The organism is Falsochrobactrum tianjinense, from assembly GCF_019100495.1.
GTDB classification, from domain to species: Bacteria; Pseudomonadota; Alphaproteobacteria; order Rhizobiales; family Rhizobiaceae; genus Brucella; species Brucella tianjinense.
Genome location: NZ_JAHRVA010000005.1, coordinates 123200 through 142627, shown reverse-complemented (window position 1 = coordinate 142627; position 19428 = coordinate 123200). Strand labels below are relative to the sequence as shown.

Genomic DNA, 19428 nt, shown 5'->3' with positions numbered 1-19428 from the left:
CCGAGACGATCCCGACTTTTAAAATCGCAACTCCCATCAAACGGACATGTCCTTTGGGAATTGCTTCAACTTATCTCTTCAGATTGACCAGAACGTCCATGAGTTCGGAACCGGTCTGGAAGACTTTCGAATTGGCCGTATAGCTGCGCTGCGCTTCGATCATATCGGTAAGTTCCTGCGCGATATCAGCATTGGACTCTTCGAGAGCCCCAGCAGAAATCTTGCCCATAGCGCCGCTTTCGGGGAAACCAAGCTGAATGTTCCCCGATTCCGCGCTTGGCGAAAACACGTTGCCGCTGATGACCGACATGCGGTCAGGGCTGGCGACAGTGCCCAGCGGGAGACGGTAGAGCAGCTTCTGCGAGCCATTTTCATAGCGAGCGATGACTGAGCCGTCATTACCGATATCCACCCTTTCGATCGAGGACGGCGCCTGGCCGTTTATGACCGCCTCCGAAATCGTGTATTCCTTGGCGAGTTGCTTGGATGCACCGAGGTTAAGAGTGATCTGGCGACCGTTGATGGCCGGACCGCTGAGATCGACAGTGATATTTCCATCCGAGGTGAGCGCGCCGGTCGTCGGATCGAACGTCATCGCCGTCGGTCCTCCTACCCTGACGCCGCTCGCGGCATTTTTAATCTCAACACTCCAGCCATTATCAGCGGTCTTGGCAAAATAGACATCGAGCGTGATTTTCCCGCCGAGATTGTCATAGGCGATCAGCGAGGTCTTGTGATTGAATTCGCCTGCCGCCGGAACTTTATCCGTCGAAGGCAGATTGACCGTGAAATTGCCTGCCGTGCTGGGGGTCGCCACCAGATCGGACTGCTCGACGTTGACCCGTTCCAGCCCGTCAAAACCATTGGCAACCGTATTGACGTTACCATTTGCATCCGCCGGATAGCCCATCAGGTAATAGCCAGCCGTGTTGACGAGATTGCCGAACTGGTCCGGCACGAACGAACCTGCCCGCGTCAGATACGGCGTGCCATCGGCATTGCCCACGACAAAATAGCCATTGCCGTCTATGGCAAGGTCGGTCGCCGACGATGTCGAGCGGATGCCGCCCTGATCGGAAATGCCGTAGCGGATACTGGTTGTCACGCTGCCGGAATTATACTGGCCAGATGTGTTTGGCAGAACAAGCGAGGAGAACTGCGCATCGGCGCGCTTATAACCGACCGTGCTCGCATTCGCGATATTATCCGCCACCGCAGACAAGCGATTTGCCTGAGCATTCATGCCCGAAATACCGGTCCGCATCATACCGTAAAGGCTCATTGGCAACTCCTGAGAATTTAAGAATCCGCAGACAAGCTAACGGACCACGCTTGCGTGAAACTGTAGTCTTGGAAATTTTACGCTTTTACAGGGGACCCCAGACAGCTTCGGGAAGGATGTGGAACGAACTTCCGAATGAAACTGTGAAATACCGATAAGGGGGCAATCGGCTAGAAAGGCGAGGCGGAAGCGTTATTCTATATTGATGCAGTAACCAAGAAAGCGCTTGGAATCGACAGGATCGAAACCAAGGCGCTCACGCAACTTCTTGCGCAGTTTGCTGATATGACTTTCCACGACATTCTCTTCGACTTCGCTATCGAAAATACCGTAAATGGCACTGAAAATCTGCGCCTTGTTGAGGCGGCGTCCGCGATTGGCGATCAAATATTCCAGAATGCGACGCTCGCGGCGCGGAAGCGGAAAATCGACGCCATTGATTTGCGGATCGCGTCCATCGGAGAAAACACGAATAGGGCCAAGTTCCGTACCGTTTTCAGCAGCACTGCCCGATACACCCGCCCGGCGGCGGATTGCATTGATCCGTGCGAGGATTTCACGCACATGCACGGGCTTGCGCACGACATCGTCAACTCCCGATTGAAACAATTCAAGCGTATGCTCAAGAGTCGGGCGATCATTGACGGCAATGACCGGCGCCTTGCAGCGTTCACGAATCCGCGCAGGAAGACGATGCTGGGTCGCGCATTCACCAATAAGGAATGCCTCTACCGCCATGATATCCTGTTGGGGGACGCTTTCCATCCACTCACCAAAATCAGCAGGCGTGAAGCCGGTAGTCGTGATGCCTTCTCGACCGAACCAGGATGCATATCCCTCGGTCACAATATCCCTGTCGTCTACGACGATAATCATCGGCCCGCCTTCCGAATCAATGAGTTAACCCAAGCAAGAGAGAGGTAACTGGGCGGATGACTCGCAGGCAATTACAACTTATTGCTCACAATAAATTGGGAGATAATTTAGCATATTCTGTTTTACAGGGAATCGCATTGATTGTATTGCGCCTATGCCTTTTGGTATAGAAACCTTAACTTTCGGTTAATGGATCACGAAGTTTAACGATTCATTACAATGGCTTAAAAAGCCAACCCGGAAAACAACCATCTAAAACAGCACAACCTTGACGTGTTTACACTGAATGTACGTGCAAGCGGTTGCGGATTGCAACCCGCCATATTCGGGACATATTTGCTCAGCCAAAACAGAAGCTGCGAGCCTGTGGCGTCCAGTTTCCGAAGCCGGTGGCCACCATATTTGTCATGACACGACATACATATCGCTTCTGGGCCGGGTCATTATTCGGGCCGGCATGGTAGCGGGCGACCGCCATGGTCCAGTTCCCTTCCCGCTCGCGCAGGCGCTTGAGGAAGCGGGCGGCATAATCCACATTCAGGCTCGGCGTAAGCATTGCTGCGACGGAAGGAAATTCCTGGTTATGATAATAGTAGTTGATCTGCATGCAGCCCAGATCGATCAATCGGGCGCCCTCGGCTCGCACCTCTGTGAAGCGACGAAGCGCAGCCGCGGGCGAAGACAGGAACTCGGCCCTGCCTTCAATGTTCATCGCATAAGGTTGTAGCGAATTCTTGCGTCCCGTTTCAGTGAGACCGACCGCATAAAGGATACCGAGCGGCACATCGTGACGGATCGATGCCCTGTGCATCTCCCTTTCACAGATATTCTCGGCCCGGACTGCTGCCGGATTAGACGACAAGACCGCGATTGCGCCCAGCAACGCCAGCAGCGGCCTCGCGCTCACCAACCTCCCCGGAGGAGCCCCCGCCCGTGTTGTTGCGCCCTGCATGACCGGATTCGCCATTCTGCCTGCCCTCCCCGCTCGTGAATTGCATCTGCGGCTGTCCTTGCGGATTGTTCCGGCCATCGGAGTTGTTCTGCATGTTGAAAGTCTGCTGGCCCTGCTGTTGGCCGCTCGCCTGCTGATGCCCTGCATTCTGGCTGGCTGAGGTGGGTTGTGCGGAACTGGCGGCACCTCGTTCGGTCACAGTGACGGAAATCCGGTTTTCATCCCCTATGCCCGCAACTTTCAGCGCTTTTTCGATAATTGACCTATCAGCGGCAAGTGCCTCTGCCGCATGGGCTTTTTCCGCCACCAGATGCACTTCCACACCATCCCCCACCAGGCGTATGCGGGCCGTTACGGAGCCAAGCTCTACCGGGTCCAGCCGAATTTGCAGGGTTTTTACCGTACCGAACGTGCGCTCGGACATAACCTGCACATCGGCAATACGCGCTGGAGCAGAAGGCTGCGCCGAAACAGCGCCAGAACTGGCCGGACTGACATTCCTTGTTCCCTGCTGGTGAAGCTGCGCGACGACGCGAGAGGATTCGCTGCCATTAGCTGGCTGAGCACTCGTCGGAGCATCGGATTTCAGCAGATTGACAATATCATCGGCAACGCCATCCACCGGCTTGCTTCTCGAGGCAGCAGACATGCCATCGGTAGAAATCTGTTGCGGTTTCGCCGCCACCTCGGCGTCGGGCGTGGCGGTGATGCGCATTTTCGGTTGCGGCTTCTCATTCTTCGCAAGCCTGGGGTCGCTCGTCGAGGGCTGCACTTCAGCAAATATCTCATCTGTATTTGCCAGCTTGCCTTCCCCAGCGGCAGAATGGTTATTGCCATCCGCCATACCGGACTGACTGGCCGTCAAGGCGAGAAAGCTCTGCGACAGGACATAAGCAGAAGAATGCTGAAGCAGCGCACTCTCGGTCTTATCTCCGTCGTCGGACTGCCGTTCTTCCGGCTCATCACCTTTCAGGGATACCTTGCTCTGCGGCTTTTCCACAAGAGCGCCGAAGCGCGCTGCAGGGTCCGAATTCTCCTGCCCTTCATCAGCCCCTTGCGCCGCAATATTGCCTTGCTGCGCACCAGAATTCTTGGCGAGAGAGGCAAGCCGTCCGGCGGAATTCAGCAAAATCTCTACGCTCATTGAATGGTCTTTCCTAGCAAGGCATCGATTTCTGCAAGTTTGCGCCGCGCCTCCTTCATCGCTTTCTGCAACTCGTCGTCGGGCAGCGCATCGGCTGGCTTCGCGGAAGCATCAGCGATCGGTAAAGACGAAGCGTCGGCGACGGGCATAGGAGGCAGGTCGCTCTCGCTTTTTTCCTTATTCGCCGGGCTTGCGATTTTGGGCGTGCGTGTCACCAGCGAGCCTACCGCTTCCGCGGCCTTGAGGAGTTGCCGGTCACGCTCGTGCAAACGATCAGGAGAAATGCGCGACAATTGCTTGAGGGCTTTGCCTGCTGCGTCGGAGGCCACATTGCTTGCTGCCGCATAAAAATTGGCGCGGGTCGGATCAGCCTTCAGCCGATCGGCAAGCTTTTTTGCCTGCTCCGACATAAAGCGGGCACGGTCCGTTTCTCCGCTCACAAGCGCTCCGCGCGCAATCTGCAAATAGAGCGAATACTGCATGCCCGGATCAGCAATGCCGATCAGCTGCGCCAGTTCCGCATTGCCGATACGATCATTGAGCTTCAACGCGGCACTTATAAATTGCTGCATGAAATCACGCGTGTAAGGCGAGCGCGAGAAGCGGTGCAGATAATTGCGCGATAGCGCCCGCACCTTTTCGGCGTCTCCCAGCCTCGCCGCAATCGGCAGGGACCGGCGGATCGCCGCTTCTTCGAAAAGCGTGCCCGGAGAATCAAGCCGCACGCGATCGAGCCGCAGCAATGCGGAAGCAGGATCAAACGCCGTCATTTGCCCCGCCGTCACCAGTACGATGGACGATTTCAACTCCGCTGGAACTTCCGGCGAAAGCGGCACTGAGAAAAGCTTCACGACCTCGATCGTCTGCCCGGAGGCATAGGCGAGAGCGCCTTTTACAAGCTCCTGCGGCACAATATCGGTGTTTAGACCTGTGAGCACCTTGCGTACGGATTCCGGATTGCCCCCGTTGAAAAGATAGATAATCGCCGCATAGATATTCTCCGGCTCGTCCCAGAATTCGCTGGGCGCGCGCTCCATATCCTCGCTGACAAAGCCAAGAAGCTTGTTGAGCATCACAACCGCTTCAGGCTTTCCCGCGACCACCTGATCCTGCAACATGCGCAGCGAACGCACGAGCTTGTAAGGCTCCAGTACCGGCAGGTCACGGTTTTCCACGCCCGGCTGTATCTGTGCGTGGGCGATGCATGCCCCGCCTGTCAGCGCGAGGCTTGCCGCAAATGCCAGCAGAGAGCGGGTGAGGAAGCTCATCATGGATTGGACTTGAGGAAAATATCGATGCGCCGGTTTTCGGCGGCATTCGGGTCGTCCGGATTTTTCGGCTGGCGCTCGGCATAGCCTTCCACACGCAGCACACGCTTTTCATCCAGCCCGCCGCGCACCAGCATGTAATAGGCCATCTGTGCGCGTGCAGACGAAAGCCGCCAATTATCATAGGTCGCGCTTTTGAACGGGCGCGCATCCGTGTGTCCGCTGATGATGACCTCGCCCGGCTGGCGCGAGATGACCTGAGCGATGCGCTCAAGCATCCGGACCACGCGCGCGTCCGGCTTGGCCGAACCAATCGCGAACATGCCGAAATTCACCTTGTCGGTCAGCTGGATCATCACACCACCATCGACAGGAATCACGGTGACGCCAGGCATAGGCTCGGCTTTTGTGGCTTTGCCGCCCTCTTTTGCAGCCTCACCTTGCGCAGCCATTTTCAGTTCGGAAATAAGTTGCCCCTGATCTTCAGCGGGCTTTTCCGCTTCCTCCGGCTTCGCCTCCACTTTGGCATCCTCTGTCTGCGGCTGTGGCGGGGTTGCGGGCGCCGCAACCGGCGGGGTCAGTTCTTCTAGAGCCTTGCTCGACCAGTAATCCGGGCTGAACGGATCACGATAGGCGTCGCCGCCATCGGCACCGGTTTGCGGCCCTGCCTCGGAAATACCGCCATCTCCTTTCGATGACAGGTTTTGCAACACACCCGTTTCATGCGCGATTTCCGACAGAACCGCATAGGGTTCGCGGAACATCTGGCGTTCTTCCTGTTCGCTCGGCGGAACGACAGTATCGTCATTGATGACTTTGGTGCTGTTTTCCACCGATTGGTCGCTCTCATAGCGAACCTTGCCGTTATTTGAGTCAATATCCTCCACGCCCTTGGGGCTGGAGTGGCGGTCCATAAGCTTGACGGGATTAAAATAACTGGCGACCGCAGCCTTCGTCTCCTCATTGGCGGCATTGATAAGCCACATGACAAGGAAGAAAGCCATCATGGCAGTCATGAAGTCGGCATAGGCGATCTTCCACACACCGCCATGGTGACTGTCATGCTCGCCATGCCCTCCTCGCCGCACGATGATGATTTCCCGTTTGCTTTCCGGATCGACGCTCATTGAACCGCTGCCCTCAATTCGTCCAGAAGCGGCGCGACCCGCGTTTCAAGCACGCGCTCGCCAAAGGAAAACGAAAGTTCACTCGATACCGTTTCGGTAAAGCGGCAACCGGGCGGCAGGAGATCTGCGTGATCGCGCAACGGCTGCAAAAGCTGCGCTGGCCCCGAAATTTCGGGCGCCTCGCCATCAAGGACTAACGCACCGATCCGCGCCACGAACTCTGATACAGCCTCGCCCTGCATTTTGTCAGCAAGAAGCGGCGCAAGAATACCCGCGACCTGGGCTGAAAGGCTGCGCTCCAGCGCGCCGAGCCCTTCTGTCAGGGCGCTGGCCAGCAAGACCGCCTGCTCGCGTGAAAATGCAGCGCGCAAAGTCTCGATTTCAGCCTCATGCTCGCGCAGCAACCTTGCTTTCTCAGCTTCATATAGAGCCTCGACTTCCCTGTGGCCATCCTCGCGCCCGGCCTCGAAGGCCAGGCGCTTTTCTTCTTCCAGCGCAACCATCCGTGCGATTTCCGCCTGCTCATCGGAGGCGGGCTTTTCCGCCGCAGCGCCTGTTTTCGGTTCCGCCTGCGCACCCAGAGGGCGCAGCGAGGCTGGCGTTGCAATGATTTCGACCGCATCGTCGGCAATGCGATGGGTCGAAAAATCGGGAAGATGGCGGCTAAGGGCAAATGCACTCATGATCAGGCCGCCTCAAGCTCCGGTATGGCGGACCGCTCGGTTGAGTCCGTTTCCTGCTTCATGGCAGTTTCATGAATCCATTGCTTGAGAACGGCAGCGACGCGCTCCTCATCCATTTCGATCATCTGCTCCAGGCGCAACTTGGCCGGCATGCGCATGCGCTGGCGCAGATCGCTGAGGCTGGTCTTCATCTGGTCCGCATAAGCTTCCGCTCCGCCGACCACAGCCTGCGTGCCTTCGCCAGATGCTTCTGCACCCTCAACGAAATTCGGTGCTGCAACTTCACCGGTTTCGCGAACCGCCACTTCGCTTCCTACCTGCCGGGCGTTCGGGTCGCGCATCAGCGGGCGCAGCCCGAACCAGATCAGGAGAGCCACCGCGCCAAGGATCGCCAGCGCATTGATATAGCTGCCGCTCTGGCGCAGGATCATTTCGTACCATGGGGTCGAGACAGGCTCCATGTCGGTACCTGCCGGGTCGAGGAAGTTGACCGCAGTCACATTAATGACGTCGCCGCGAGCCGTATTCAGTCCGGCGGCGGTTGAAACCAGATCGCGGATTTTGGTAATCTGCTGGTCGACGAAATTGGCTGGCGCGGGGGTCGTGCCAGCGGTTTCCAGCAAGCGCGCCTGGTCGATCACCACGGCGATGGAAAGCCGCTTGACGGAATAGCCGTCGCTGATGGTGGAAACCGTCTTGCTGTTCATTTCATAATTGGTGAGTTCCTCGCGGCGGTCGGTCTTTTCCGTGGAGCTTTCACCATTGCGGTTCTGGATTTCTTCCTGCGGGATATTCTGTTCCACGCCCGTAGCATTATCGTTGCGCGCATTGCGCGAATCACCGCTCTCGCGCACCACGCGAACCGAACGCTCAACGCGCGATTCAGGATCGAATATCGTTTCGTTGATCTGGCGGCGGTCGGTATCGAGAGAGGCCTGAACGCTAGTCTGGAAATGCCCCATGCCCAGATAAGGCGCCAGCGCCTTACGGATGCTCTCATCCACATTGTCTGCGACCTGCTGCTCAAGCGAAGTGGTCATGAGGGCCGCGCCATTGGCAGCTTCGCCAGCAGACGCAAGCAGGCGGCCATTGGTATCGAGAACGGTGACTGCGGAAGCATCGAGCGAGGGGACGGCTGCTGAAACAAGCTGGCGGATCGACTGGGCGGATTCTGCGGCAAAACCGCCCTCGGCACGAATCACCACAGAAGCGGACGGCTTCTGATCATCGCGGCGAAACGAGCCTTTTTCTGCCAGAACGATATGCACGCGCGCAGCCTTGACGCCACGAATGGCCTGGATCGTGCGGGCGATCTCGCCTTCGAGCGCACGAACGCGGGTGATTTCCTGCATGAAGGAGGTCAGCCCCAGTGAACCCATATTGTCGAAAAGCTCATAACCGGCATTGTTGGAGGTCGGCAGTCCCTTTTCAGCCAGATACATGCGCGACTGCTCGGCCTTGCCCACCGGCACGAGAATGGACGAGCCATCGGATTTGACATCGAACGGAATGCCCGCTTCGCCAAGCGCAAGCCCCATGCGGTTTACGTCGTCGCGTGAAAGACCGACATAAAGCGTCTCATAGGTCGGGCGGCTGAGATAAAAACTGGAAGAGAGGATGACGGCCATCAGCGCCGCTCCGACAAGCCCCAGAGCGATCAGCTTGCGCGTGCCAAGCTTGCCCAGAGTGCCTGTTAACTGTTCCAGTAATTGCCGTATATTTTGCTGCATCGAGACCACCGCCATCATGATGCGTGCAAACTAGACCGCGAAGCTTGCGCGAAGGTGGCGGCGCAAAACGAACCGCCCTGAAAACACTCCCAAAAAGAAGGGCGCGGAATAAATTCCGCGCCCGACCTTTTCTGCCCAGAGCATCTAGCCCGATATAAACGGAGCCCGATGCTCCAGCTGCTATTAACGGAACAGCGACAGGATGTTCTGGTTCGACGAGTTGGCGATCGAGAGGGCCTGAACACCGAGCTGCTGCTGAACCTGAAGAGCCGACAGACGTGCCGATTCCTTGTTCATGTCAGCATCGACCAACTGGCCAACGCCCTTTTCGATGGAGTCGGAAAGACCGGACAGGAAGCTCTTCTGGCTGTCGATCTGCGACTTGGCAGCGCCAAGCGTCGCCGCACCCTTGACGAGGTTGGCAAGAGCCGTTTCCACCGTATCAAGAAGACCGCCCGAACGTGCGCCGGTGGTCGCATCTGCTGCACCAGCGATCGCATCGTCATTCATGGTCGACGCAAAGAAGCCAGCAGCGATGATGTCCGTGACCATGGTCTTGGCGTTGGTATCAGCTCCGGCAACCTTGATCATGTCAATCTTGACGGCCTGACCCGAACGGTTATAGGAGGCGACGACCTCGAGATCTCCCGCCGAGCCGTCCAGAAGGTTCGAGCCGGCATAATTAGCATTGCTAAGTGCCGAATTGATGTTTGACACGATGGATTTGATTTCGGTCTCGATCTTGGCTTTGTCGTCGGTGCTGGCACCGATCGCCGTCACAAGCTTTTCTTTAATCTGATCAACCGAATCCTTGATCTTGTTGATCGCGTTATAAGCAGTATCGACCTTGCCAGCGCCGAGGCCAAGAGCGTCCTGAACAGCCGAGTTGGCCTTGTTGTCGGACTTCATCGAGGTCGCAATCGACCAGTAAGAAGCATTGTCCGAAGCTTCGCCGATACGAAGGCCAGTCGAAATACGGTTCTGCGTCGTTTCCAGCGACTTGTTGGTCGAGGAAAGCGTCTGGAGAGCGGTCAGAGCCGAAGAGTTTGTAAGAATGCTAGCCATTATTTTGCCCCTTGGGAAAAATCAAATGAGGGACAGGCCGGATTTATTTACCGGCATGGTGGAGCGGCATCATGCCTATTTCCATGAAAAAGTCTGAAAACCCACCATAGGCCCCATCCATTACGGGGCAAAAGTTAACAAATAGTTAATTTCTGTGCTTTTCTCGATAATCTGCGGTTTCTCGTCAAAACCATATCCGGGCAAACTGCTTCGGGCGGCTATGTGAAAGACCGGATCAGGCTTCCCACCAGAATATTCCAGCCATCGATCAACACGAAAAAGAGTATCTTGAACGGCAGCGAAATAACCGTTGGCGGCAGCATCATCATGCCCATCGACATTGTGAGTGTCGCGACGACAAGATCGATCACCAGAAATGGCAGCACGATCAAAAAGCCGATCTCGAATCCACGCCGCAATTCCGAAATCATGAAGGCAGGCACAAGCACGCGAAAATCAACGATGCCGTCCTCGCCAGTACGAAAAGCCGGATCGGCCAGATCCTCGAACAGGCGCAAATCCTTGTCGCGCACCTGCCCCATCATGAACTCGCGGAAGGGCTGTGAAATTTCGTCAAGGGCTGCCTCCTGCGCGATTTCATTGCGCATCAAGGGCTGCACGCCATTGTTCCAGGCGCGGTCGAAGACAGGCGCCATGACATAGAAGGTCATGAAAAGCGCCAGAGAAATCATCACCATACTGGCGGGCGCGGTCTGTAACCCCAGCCCCGAACGCAGAAGCGAAAAAGCAATGGCAAAACGCGTGAAACTCGTCACCATGATGAGGAGGCCCGGCGCGATCGATAGCACCGTGAGTAGACCGAAAAGCTGAACGATCTGCCCGCTTGCAGTGCCGCCGCCGGCAGGCAGCAGATTGTCGAGCGACAGCGCCTGCGCATTTGCGGCGACGGTGAATGCGAACGTGAGAAGAGCGCCGAGACCGAAAGTCTTTTTCATTCCATTACCAGCGCCGAAATGAAAACCCGGTCCACCGCGCCTTCCGAGCGCAGGCGTGCGCGTTCTTCGAGATCGGCGCGCAGATAAGCAAGACCTGCCGCACCCTGCAATTGCATGAGATTGACGCTGCGCAGAAAGCTCAGGAAATCGTCGCCCACGCTTGCGGCCATTGCCGGGAGGATTTCATGACCCGGCTTTGCGACCAGCGAGGCTTCGAGCCGCACCCATGTCGTTTGCGGAATGCCCAGGTTGGTAATGATGGGCCGCAGGGGGACGACTTCGCCGATAGAACGCGATTTGAAGCTTCCCGACGTCGGCTTGTCTTCCTTGCCCGTTGTCTTGGCCGGAGCCTGCTGCTCGACGGGGATCATTCCCCCCAGAAACCAGCCGCCGCCGCCAGCGATGACGGTGAGAACGACAAGCGCAGCCAGCATATCCCTGACGGAGCCTTTTGCCTTGTCACCCTTGTCTGATGTCGTATCGCTCATGCCCGCCACTCTAGAAAGGAGAAACCTGATCGAGAATCTGCTGGCCGTAAGGCGGTTGCTGAATCTCACTCAAACGCCCGCGTCCGCCATAGGAAATGCGCGCTTCGGCGATCTTGTCATAGGAAATTGTGTTGCTGCCCGAAATGTCGCGCGGGCGAACCACACCGACCACGTTCAGAACCCGCAACTCGTTGTTCACGCGCACTTCCTGCGAACCGCGAATGACCATATTCCCGTTGGGCAGCGTATCGGTCACGATAGCCGCAACCTGCAAGCGGATTTCCTCGCTGCGCTCGATCGTGCCCTTGCCCTTCGACTTGCTGTCTGAATGGGTGTTGACCGATGCATCCATGTCTCCACCCGCCGACGCGCCCGAAAAGCTGCTGGTCGAGAATGCGCCGCCTGCCCCCCAGATACCCTTGGAAACGCGCTCGCGATCCGTCTTGTTGTCGAGATTGGCCCGGTCATTGATCGAGATCACGACCGTCAGGACATCGCCCGGCTCCGCCGCGCGCGGGTCCCGAAAGAAATTGGTCGAACGCTGGTTCCACAACGAATAGGAAGCCTGACCGGGATGCACGGGATAGCCGTTATATTGCGGATTGTTCTTCATGCCCAGATTGGCCGCGACAGGCGAAAGCGCGGGCGCGCGACCGATTTCTTCCGGCCTGACCGCACAGCCCGCCAGAAAGGCCAGCACTGTGACGGCAAGAATGGTTTGGTTGATATTTCTGGTCATTGCACCGTATTCCCGGTTTCTGCCTGGGCACGCTGGTCTTTATTGGTAACAGGCCTTGCGGTCGTTCGCTGCGAGCCGACAATGACACGCGCGAGCTTGGCCGCATTTTCCGGCGGCATTTCATTGAGGATAACGCTGGAAACGCGTGGATTGAGCTTGAGGATGAGAGCTGCCGCCGCCTCATCGCCGATAAGCGTCATCTGTGCGGCTGCCGCATCAGGCTTCATCTTCGAGATGATATCGACAAGTGAATCCTGCGCCTTGCTGACGAACTCGTCGCGCCGCTTCAGCCAGATTTCATATTCCTTGCGCTTTTCTTCCAGCGCCTGCATCCGCTTTTCGACCTCGATCTTCAGATCGGCAAGCTGTTTTGCCTGAAGCGAATAACGCGCATCGGCAGCCTGATCGTCTATATTGCCGCAGAATGCGCGGATTTCATCGAGATTGCCCAATTGGGCCGGTGCCGCAGCCTCCTGCGCAAGGGCCGGGAAACCCGCGCACAGAAGGAGCGCAAGCACCGAACCGCTGCGGATAATCGTTCTGACCCTCATCATTGCACCACCAGTTCCGCGTGAAGCGCGCCCGATGTCTTGATTGCCTGAAGGATGGCTATGATGCCGGTCGGCTTCACGCCAATCTGATTGAGGCCCTTCACCAGGTTTTCGAGATTGGCCCCGGTCAGAATACCGATCTTCGCATCCTGTTGGGCGATCCCGATATCAGTATTCGGCTCCATAGCGGTCACTCCATCGCTGAATGGTTCAGGCTGCACGACCATCGGCGTTTCCTTGACGCGTACCGTCAGGCTGCCATGGCTGATCGCAACTTTTGAAATGCGCACCTTTTCGCCGATAACCACGGTGCCGGTGCGTTCGTCCACAACGACACGCGCCACTTCGTCGGTCGTGATCGGCAAGCCTTCAAGCTCCGCAAGAAAGCGCGCAGCTGAAATGTTCTTCGGCTTCACAAGGCGGATCGTCTTGGCATCCCGCTCTTTGGCAACCCCTTGCCCATAGCGGCGCTTGGCGAAAATATTGATCGTATCAGCCACACGAACGGCAGTGGTGAAATCGGGATCGCGCAATTCAACCACCAGTTCGCTTCTCTTGCCGAAATTGCCTGCGACCTCACGCTCGACCAGCGCACCATTCGGGATGCGGCCGGAAGTAGGCACGCCTTGCGTCACGCTCGCCGCTTCCCCTTCAGCGGAAAAGCCTGAAACGATCATGTTTCCCTGCGCCACCGCATAGACCTGATTGTCAGCACCCATCAGGGGCGTCATGACAAGTGTTCCGCCTTGCAGCGATGTCGCGTCACCAAGCGACGACACGGTAATATCGATGCGCGAGCCCGCACCCGCGAAAGGGGGCAGATTGGCAGTAACGATAACTGCGGCGGTGTTCTTGGAGCGCGTCGCATTGCGGGGCGCGCTGATGCCCAGATTATCGAGCATGGCACGCATGGACTGTTCGGTGAAAGGGGAATTGCGCAGACTGTCGCCCGTCCCCTTGAGGCCGATCACCAGACCATAGCCGACAAGCTGGTTTTCACGCACGCCCTGAATGGTCGCTATATCCTTGAGGCGCGCAACCGCGCTGCCTCGACCAAGCTCCGCATAGGCCATTTTGGAAGGATCGCCGCCAGCGCCCAGCCAGTCGGCATCAGCCTCCACGGCAGAACTGAATTCCTTCGCATCTTTTGACGACTCGTCGGAAAATCCCGCTACCGGCTGGAAAACAAGAGCAAGAAGAACGATCAATGTGACGCATATTTTCTTCACTGCATCCCCACCTGAATACGCCCATCGGCCAAAACGGTGCCGGAAACAATGATGCCGCTATCGATATTGCGTATCTTGATGAAATCGCCTGCCGCGCCCGATTCCAGCGGCGTTCCCATGGTGGTAATACTAAGCATGCCCGAATTGAAAACGAGCGGCGCAGGGACGCCGCGTTTCACCAGCGACGGTTCGGCCAGGGCTGAAACGAGAATCGGCTTGCCGGGCAGGAGCGTCTTGCGCGCGACCTTGCCTGCAGCCTGATCGGGCGAGAGCACATATTGGTTTGCCGCTGGCGCATTGATGAAAAAACTCTTTTCGACAAGCGCGGTATCGCTCACCACCTGGCCGGGATAAACCGTCGCCGAAGGAACGACGAAAGCGATGCGGTCGGCAGCGCTCGCCGCCGAAACCATGGACAGGACGAGAGCGGCAATCAGCACCAGTCCCCTTTTCTGTAGCAATGCCTTCGCCCGTTTCATCGCAATCACCGTCAGCGCAAGTTCTTCGATACGGTGGCAGCCATTTCATCGGCAGCCTGAATGACCTTGGAATTCATCTCGTAAGCGCGCTGCGCCGTGATGAGGTCGGTAATTTCCTTGACCGGATCAACGTTGGAAGCTTCGAGATAGCCCTGCTTGATCGCGCCATAGCCCGGATCGCCCGGCACACCCACGAGGGGACCGCCCGATGCTTCGGTTTCGCGATAGAGATTGCCGCCAAGCGGCTCAAGACCCGCTTCATTGGTGAAATTGGCGAGCGTGAGCTGCCCCAGATCCACCTGATTGACCTCATCCTGCAACTTGGCGAAGACCTGACCGGTTTCAGTAATAGTGACTTCAATCGTGTCGGGCGGAATGGTGATCGCCGGTTCCACCGGATTACCGTCGAGCGTTACGAGCTGACCGTCGGCATTCTTGTTGAATGCGCCAGCACGCGTATAAAGCGTTTCGCCCGTAGGACTCTGGATCTGGAACCAGCCCCGCCCCGTCAGCGCCGCGTCGAAGGGATTGCCTGTCTGGTTGAAACTGCCCTGAAGGTGCAGATTGCGCACGGCTGCCGTCTGCACGCCAAGACCGACCAGCGCGCCTTCCGGCACGATGCTCTGATTGGCGCGGTTGGGCACGCCTGCTGTGCGTTCGGACTGATAGAGAAGATCGGTGAATTCCGCGCGCGCGCGCTTGAAACCAGTGGTGTTGATATTAGCGATATTATTGGCAATCACTTCCAGATTGAGTTGCTGGGCATTCATACCGGTGGCGGCGATGGTGAGGGCTTTCATGGTGCATCCTTGAACGATTCAATCAGGCAGGCGGGCTATCTTGTACGTATTGTCCGAACGCAAAACCGCTTCACACTTTTGCGGGAAATGCTCTGACCCTTCAGATCGACATGCGGCTGATCTCGAGATAGGCCTGCACGATCTTGTCGCGGATCGCGATTGCCGTCTGGAGCGATTGTTCGGCCTCCATGACGGAACTGACGACATCACGCACCGGCGCATCGCCCTTGATACCCTGAATGGAGGTAGCTTCCGCCGCTTGCAGCTTCTGCCCGACAGAATCCGTCATCTGCGAGAGCACCTCGCCAAACGAAGCGCCAGGGGCGGCGGGAACCGCCTGCGGAGCGGAGGCGGACCCTACGCCCTTTTCGGCAACCGTTTCAGAAAGGCGCGACAGGGCATTGCGCGCCGAAATGCTCATGATCGAGTCGTACATTATGTGCTCCTCAGCATATCGATGGTCATTGAAATCAACTCGCGCGCCTGTTTGACGACCTGCAAATTGGCTTCATAGGAACGGTTCGCTTCGCGCATATCCGCCATTTCGACAATCATGTTGACGTTGGGATATTTGACGTAACCACGCTCATCCGCTGCCGGATGGCTCGGCTCGTATTGCTCGATGAAGGGCGCTATATCCTTACCGACTTCCGCTACGCGCACCTGCGCGGCGCCCGTGTCGTGCTCGACTTCGGTGCGGAACGAAACCGTCTTGCGGCGATAGGGATCCGCATCCGCCGTCTTGGCGGTGGATTGCGCATTGGCAAGGTTCTCCGAAACGATGCGCAAACGCGTTGACTGGGCCGAAAGGCCCGACGCGGCAATTTTCAATGTGCTTTGCAAAGCGTCCGAAGACATGGCTTATCCCTTCGCGACCGACATCATCATGCGGTGAAACGACTTGACGATACTAGTGTTGAGCGAATATTCGCGGGCGATTTCGCCAGCCTTCATCATTTCCTGCTCCACATCCACGGTATTGCCGGAATGGGTCTGTTCACCAACATCCTCGGGCCGCATGCGCACACCGGCGATGCCGTTCGCCTCGACTTCCAGGTGCTGCGGATTGGTTGCAGCCATGGTGAGCTGCGTCTTGTCCAGCACATCGGCGAAGGGCTGGACGTCGCGCGCCTTGAAATGGGGCGTATTCGCATTGGCGACGTTGCCTGCGACGGTAGCCTGTCTCACCGACAACCACTGCGCCTGCCTTGCAGCCAGATCGAAAAGATGAATAGAGCTCATTGAGTTTCCCGCCTTTATGGTGGCCAAGCTAAAGGATGGAACTTGCGTCAAGCTTGCGGGCTTCATGAGGGGAGCAGGATTGACAGCATCCAAGCTGCCGCCTGTTCTTTCGCAAAAACAGCGTCTCTTATTTCACCAGCTCGATCACATCGCCCGACGACGTCGTGAGCTGCCATGAGCCTGCGCCGCGCGCGATGGATACCAGACGGCTGCCATCAGGCAGAAGCGAGCCTTTTTCTACGAACCAGTAGCCGGACGCATCCTCGATCATGGCCATACCGCCCACCACTTCACGCAACGCGAAAACCGGCTTGGGGAAAGGTTGTCCCCCGCCGCTATCGCCTTCTTTGCCAGCGCCGCTTCCGGGTAGTCCTGCACCGTTCGACATGACCGAGCCGGTCATGGTGTCATCTATATCCTCGACTCGAGCCACCTGATCGGACGGCAGGAATGAGGGAAAACGACGGGTCATCTTCTGATCCGAACGGTCGAGCGGATCTGTGATACGGCTTTCGCTTTTCTCCGCTGGACCAAGGTCAGCGCGCTGAAGATAGGCAATGAAGGGCAGCATTGCGGAACCCGCAGCCAGCGTGAACGCGGCAGCCTTCAGATAGCGGTCCATCTTGCTTGGCGGCTTTTTTGCGCCTTTGCCCGCCACCGCTTCAACCTCGGCGGCCAGTTCAGCGAGAAGCTTCTTTTCGTGATTTTTGCGCGAAGCCGTCCTCATGCGTTTCATGCCTGTTTTTCTCCGCGTAGCGCTACAGCAAGATCTTGATAGGGGTCTTCCGAGAGGCCGGTTTCCGGAGACTGTTGCAGGGCGCTATAAATACGCGGCACGAGGTCCACCGCCTGATCCAGCAACTCGTCATGTCCCTTCTGATAGGCCCCAATGGCGCGCAGATCGCGCGTTTCCTCGAAACGGGCGATCATTGCCCGCAACTGACCGGCAAGCTTGCGCTGATCCGCCGTCCAGTTGTGCCGGGCCAGTCGCGATACGGAGGCTGGAATATCGACGGCCGGAAAGCGACCTTGGGCTGCAATGGCGCGGTCAAGCACGATATGACCATCCAGCGTGCCGCGAATAGTATCGGATACCGGGTCGTTATGATCGTCACCGTCCACAAGCACAGAATAGATGCCGGTGATGCTGCCGCCTGCCTCCGTTATGCCCGGACCGGCGCGCTCGAGCAGGCGCGGCAACTGGCTGAAGACGCTCGGCGGATAGCCGCGCGAAACCGGCGGTTCTTCGGCGGCAATCGCCACCTCGCGCGCAGCATGGGCAAAGCGTGTGACCGAGTCGACGATCAGCAGCACATTCTGGCCCAGGTCGCGGAAGTATTCTGCAATGGCCGTGGCCGTATTGGGTGCAAGCCGCCGCATCATCGGGCTTTCATCACCAGTCGCAACCACCGTAACGGTCTTGTCGAGATGCCCGGCCAAAGTCTCCTCCAGCATCTCGCGTACTTCCCGTCCGCGCTCGCCCGTCAGCGCCAGCACCACCGTGTCGAAATCGGCGGCGCGCGTCATCATAGCGAGCAGTGTTGATTTTCCCACGCCTGAACCCGCGAAAATGCCGATGCGCTGTCCGAAGCAGAGCGGCGTGAAAATATCGATCACATTGGCGCCGGTGCGCAGGCCCCTGTCCACGCGTGCGCGCCGCAGCGCCGCCGGGGCCAGGTTTTCGGAAGCCATCGGCTTCGTTCCGGGCTGCAAGGCGCCCTTGCCATCGACGGTCTGCCCAAGCGCATTGATAACCCGGCCCTTCCATTCCGGTGCGGGCCGGATGCGCAGCAGCCCTTCCTCAAAGACCGCAGCGCCCAGCGATGGAATGATGCGGTCGTCAAATGGCTTTACCAGCACCTGATTGTCGGCAACACGAATGATCTCGGCCAGGCTCTGCCGGCCTTCAGCCCTGATCGCCACAACATCGCCCAGCCGTGCGTCGCGCGAAAGCCCGCGCACGGCAATTGCCGAACGCGACACATCGCAGACCGTGCCGCCTATGCCTGCAAGCGGCTTTGGAGACAATGATTGCTGGCGCGCAAAAGCAGCAAGCCGCGCGAGTGGCAGATCAGATATCATCCGTTTCTGGAGCCCAGCGTCTTGATAGCCTCGGCGAGTGTATTTTCCTGCTGCGAGAGCAGATTATTGACCTGCTCAAAGGCGCGGCTGACGCTGATGAGACGGGTCATTTCAGTCATGCCGTCCACATTCGAGCCTTCGATCATTCCCTGCACGACGCCCGCGCTCATATCGTCCACCACGGGTATGGCGGGTTTATCGGGTACAACGCCGGAATTACCGGCATAGGTCAGCTCCGCATCGACGGGAATCGAATAAAGACCGATCGCACCGATCTGGTTGCCGTTCTGATAGACTGCTCCATCGGGCGAAATTCTGGGCGCACCGCCATCGGGATTGAGCACGAGAGGCGCGCCGCCGGCATCGAGAACCGCATTTCCGGTGAGGGAAACCAACTCGCCGGTCGGCATCATTTTCATGCGACCGTCGCGGGTATAGACTTGCCCCTGCGGCGTTGCCACGGACATCCAGACATCGCCCTTGACGGCCACATCGAGCGGATTTCCCGTCTCGGTCAACGGTCCCGATTCGGTACGAATGAAGCTTTTGCCAGCACTGGCGAAATTCACATTCTCGCTGGCCTTGTCGGATACGATCGTATCGAACTTGGTCCCCTCGCCGCGAAAGCCCGGCGTGGAAATATTCGCGACATTATGAGCGATTGCATTCATCCGCCGTTCCAGCGTGACCAGCGAGGAAAGCCCTACATAGATCGAATTGTTCTGCATCGTTCCC

At 57.6% G+C, this 19428-nt stretch carries 22 protein-coding genes; all 22 read right to left on the bottom strand.

The features are described from left to right. Nucleotides 1-70: 70 nt before the first annotated feature. Complete coding sequence (locus KUG47_RS12665; protein WP_217678337.1) at nucleotides 71-1282, bottom strand: flagellar hook protein FlgE; 1212 nt, start codon at nucleotides 1280-1282, stop codon at nucleotides 71-73. 192 nt (nucleotides 1283-1474) lie between these two features. After that, nucleotides 1475-2158 carry a flagellar transcriptional regulator FtcR gene (ftcR, locus tag KUG47_RS12660; protein WP_217678336.1) on the bottom strand — a complete coding sequence of 228 codons (684 nt, stop codon included), beginning with the start codon at nucleotides 2156-2158 and terminating at the stop codon, nucleotides 1475-1477. Nucleotides 2159-2498: 340 nt separating this feature from the next. Continuing rightward, complete coding sequence (locus tag KUG47_RS12655) at nucleotides 2499-3110, bottom strand: transglycosylase SLT domain-containing protein (protein ID WP_422718090.1); 612 nt, start codon at nucleotides 3108-3110, stop codon at nucleotides 2499-2501. Then, nucleotides 3010-4254, bottom strand: coding sequence for a flagellar hook-length control protein FliK (gene fliK / locus KUG47_RS16770; protein ID WP_254799545.1), 1245 nt, complete (start codon nucleotides 4252-4254; stop codon nucleotides 3010-3012). The genes KUG47_RS12655 and fliK overlap by 101 nt, the downstream gene beginning before the upstream one ends. After that, complete coding sequence (locus KUG47_RS12645) at nucleotides 4251-5525, bottom strand: chemotaxis protein (RefSeq protein WP_217678335.1); 1275 nt, start codon at nucleotides 5523-5525, stop codon at nucleotides 4251-4253. Before KUG47_RS12645 ends, fliK begins: the two co-directional genes overlap by 4 nt. Then, complete coding sequence (locus tag KUG47_RS12640) at nucleotides 5522-6649, bottom strand: flagellar motor protein MotB (protein WP_217678334.1); 1128 nt, start codon at nucleotides 6647-6649, stop codon at nucleotides 5522-5524. The genes KUG47_RS12645 and KUG47_RS12640 overlap by 4 nt, the downstream gene beginning before the upstream one ends. Further along, on the bottom strand, nucleotides 6646-7332 hold the full coding sequence (locus tag KUG47_RS12635; protein WP_217678333.1) for a hypothetical protein: 687 nt from the start codon (nucleotides 7330-7332) through the stop codon (nucleotides 6646-6648). The genes KUG47_RS12640 and KUG47_RS12635 overlap by 4 nt, the downstream gene beginning before the upstream one ends. 2 nt (nucleotides 7333-7334) lie before the next feature. After that, nucleotides 7335-9077, bottom strand: coding sequence for a flagellar basal-body MS-ring/collar protein FliF (gene fliF, locus KUG47_RS12630; RefSeq protein ID WP_217678437.1), 1743 nt, complete (start codon nucleotides 9075-9077; stop codon nucleotides 7335-7337). Between the two features lie 168 nt (nucleotides 9078-9245). Further along, entirely contained in the window at nucleotides 9246-10127 is an 882-nt protein-coding gene (locus KUG47_RS12625; protein ID WP_217678332.1) for a flagellin N-terminal helical domain-containing protein, read from the bottom strand. Nucleotides 10128-10345: 218 nt separating this feature from the next. Next, nucleotides 10346-11083: a flagellar type III secretion system pore protein FliP gene (gene fliP, locus KUG47_RS12620; RefSeq protein ID WP_217678331.1), complete on the bottom strand. Its 738-nt coding sequence runs from the start codon at nucleotides 11081-11083 to the stop codon at nucleotides 10346-10348. Continuing rightward, nucleotides 11080-11571: a flagellar basal body-associated FliL family protein gene (locus KUG47_RS12615; RefSeq protein WP_217678330.1), complete on the bottom strand. Its 492-nt coding sequence runs from the start codon at nucleotides 11569-11571 to the stop codon at nucleotides 11080-11082. The genes fliP and KUG47_RS12615 overlap by 4 nt, the downstream gene beginning before the upstream one ends. 10 nt (nucleotides 11572-11581) lie before the next feature. Beyond that, complete coding sequence (gene flgH, locus KUG47_RS12610; RefSeq protein ID WP_217678329.1) at nucleotides 11582-12310, bottom strand: flagellar basal body L-ring protein FlgH; 729 nt, start codon at nucleotides 12308-12310, stop codon at nucleotides 11582-11584. Continuing rightward, a complete protein-coding gene (locus KUG47_RS12605) occupies nucleotides 12307-12864 on the bottom strand; it encodes a MotE family protein (protein WP_217678328.1) in 558 nt (185 codons plus the stop codon). The genes flgH and KUG47_RS12605 overlap by 4 nt, the downstream gene beginning before the upstream one ends. After that, nucleotides 12861-14090: a flagellar basal body P-ring protein FlgI gene (locus KUG47_RS12600; RefSeq protein ID WP_217678327.1), complete on the bottom strand. Its 1230-nt coding sequence runs from the start codon at nucleotides 14088-14090 to the stop codon at nucleotides 12861-12863. Before KUG47_RS12600 ends, KUG47_RS12605 begins: the two co-directional genes overlap by 4 nt. Next, on the bottom strand, nucleotides 14087-14569 hold the full coding sequence (gene flgA / locus KUG47_RS12595) for a flagellar basal body P-ring formation chaperone FlgA (RefSeq protein WP_217678326.1): 483 nt from the start codon (nucleotides 14567-14569) through the stop codon (nucleotides 14087-14089). Before flgA ends, KUG47_RS12600 begins: the two co-directional genes overlap by 4 nt. 11 nt (nucleotides 14570-14580) lie before the next feature. Continuing rightward, nucleotides 14581-15369, bottom strand: a complete 789-nt coding sequence (gene flgG / locus KUG47_RS12590; protein WP_217678325.1) for a flagellar basal-body rod protein FlgG — start codon at nucleotides 15367-15369, stop codon at nucleotides 14581-14583. Nucleotides 15370-15469: 100 nt separating this feature from the next. Next, a complete protein-coding gene (gene fliE / locus KUG47_RS12585) occupies nucleotides 15470-15805 on the bottom strand; it encodes a flagellar hook-basal body complex protein FliE (protein ID WP_217678324.1) in 336 nt (111 codons plus the stop codon). Continuing rightward, nucleotides 15805-16227 (bottom strand): flagellar basal body rod protein FlgC, encoded by a 423-nt coding sequence (flgC, locus tag KUG47_RS12580; protein ID WP_217678323.1) that lies wholly within the window; start codon nucleotides 16225-16227, stop codon nucleotides 15805-15807. The genes fliE and flgC overlap by 1 nt, the downstream gene beginning before the upstream one ends. Nucleotides 16228-16230: 3 nt before the next feature. Beyond that, nucleotides 16231-16611 (bottom strand): flagellar basal body rod protein FlgB, encoded by a 381-nt coding sequence (flgB, locus tag KUG47_RS12575; protein ID WP_217678322.1) that lies wholly within the window; start codon nucleotides 16609-16611, stop codon nucleotides 16231-16233. A 127-nt stretch (nucleotides 16612-16738) separates the two neighbouring features. Continuing rightward, complete coding sequence (locus KUG47_RS12570) at nucleotides 16739-17338, bottom strand: hypothetical protein (RefSeq protein WP_217678436.1); 600 nt, start codon at nucleotides 17336-17338, stop codon at nucleotides 16739-16741. 5 nt (nucleotides 17339-17343) lie between these two features. Beyond that, on the bottom strand, nucleotides 17344-18693 hold the full coding sequence (gene fliI / locus KUG47_RS12565; RefSeq protein ID WP_217678321.1) for a flagellar protein export ATPase FliI: 1350 nt from the start codon (nucleotides 18691-18693) through the stop codon (nucleotides 17344-17346). Then, nucleotides 18690-19421, bottom strand: a complete 732-nt coding sequence (gene flgF / locus KUG47_RS12560; RefSeq protein WP_217678320.1) for a flagellar basal-body rod protein FlgF — start codon at nucleotides 19419-19421, stop codon at nucleotides 18690-18692. Before flgF ends, fliI begins: the two co-directional genes overlap by 4 nt. Nucleotides 19422-19428 lie beyond the last annotated feature (7 nt).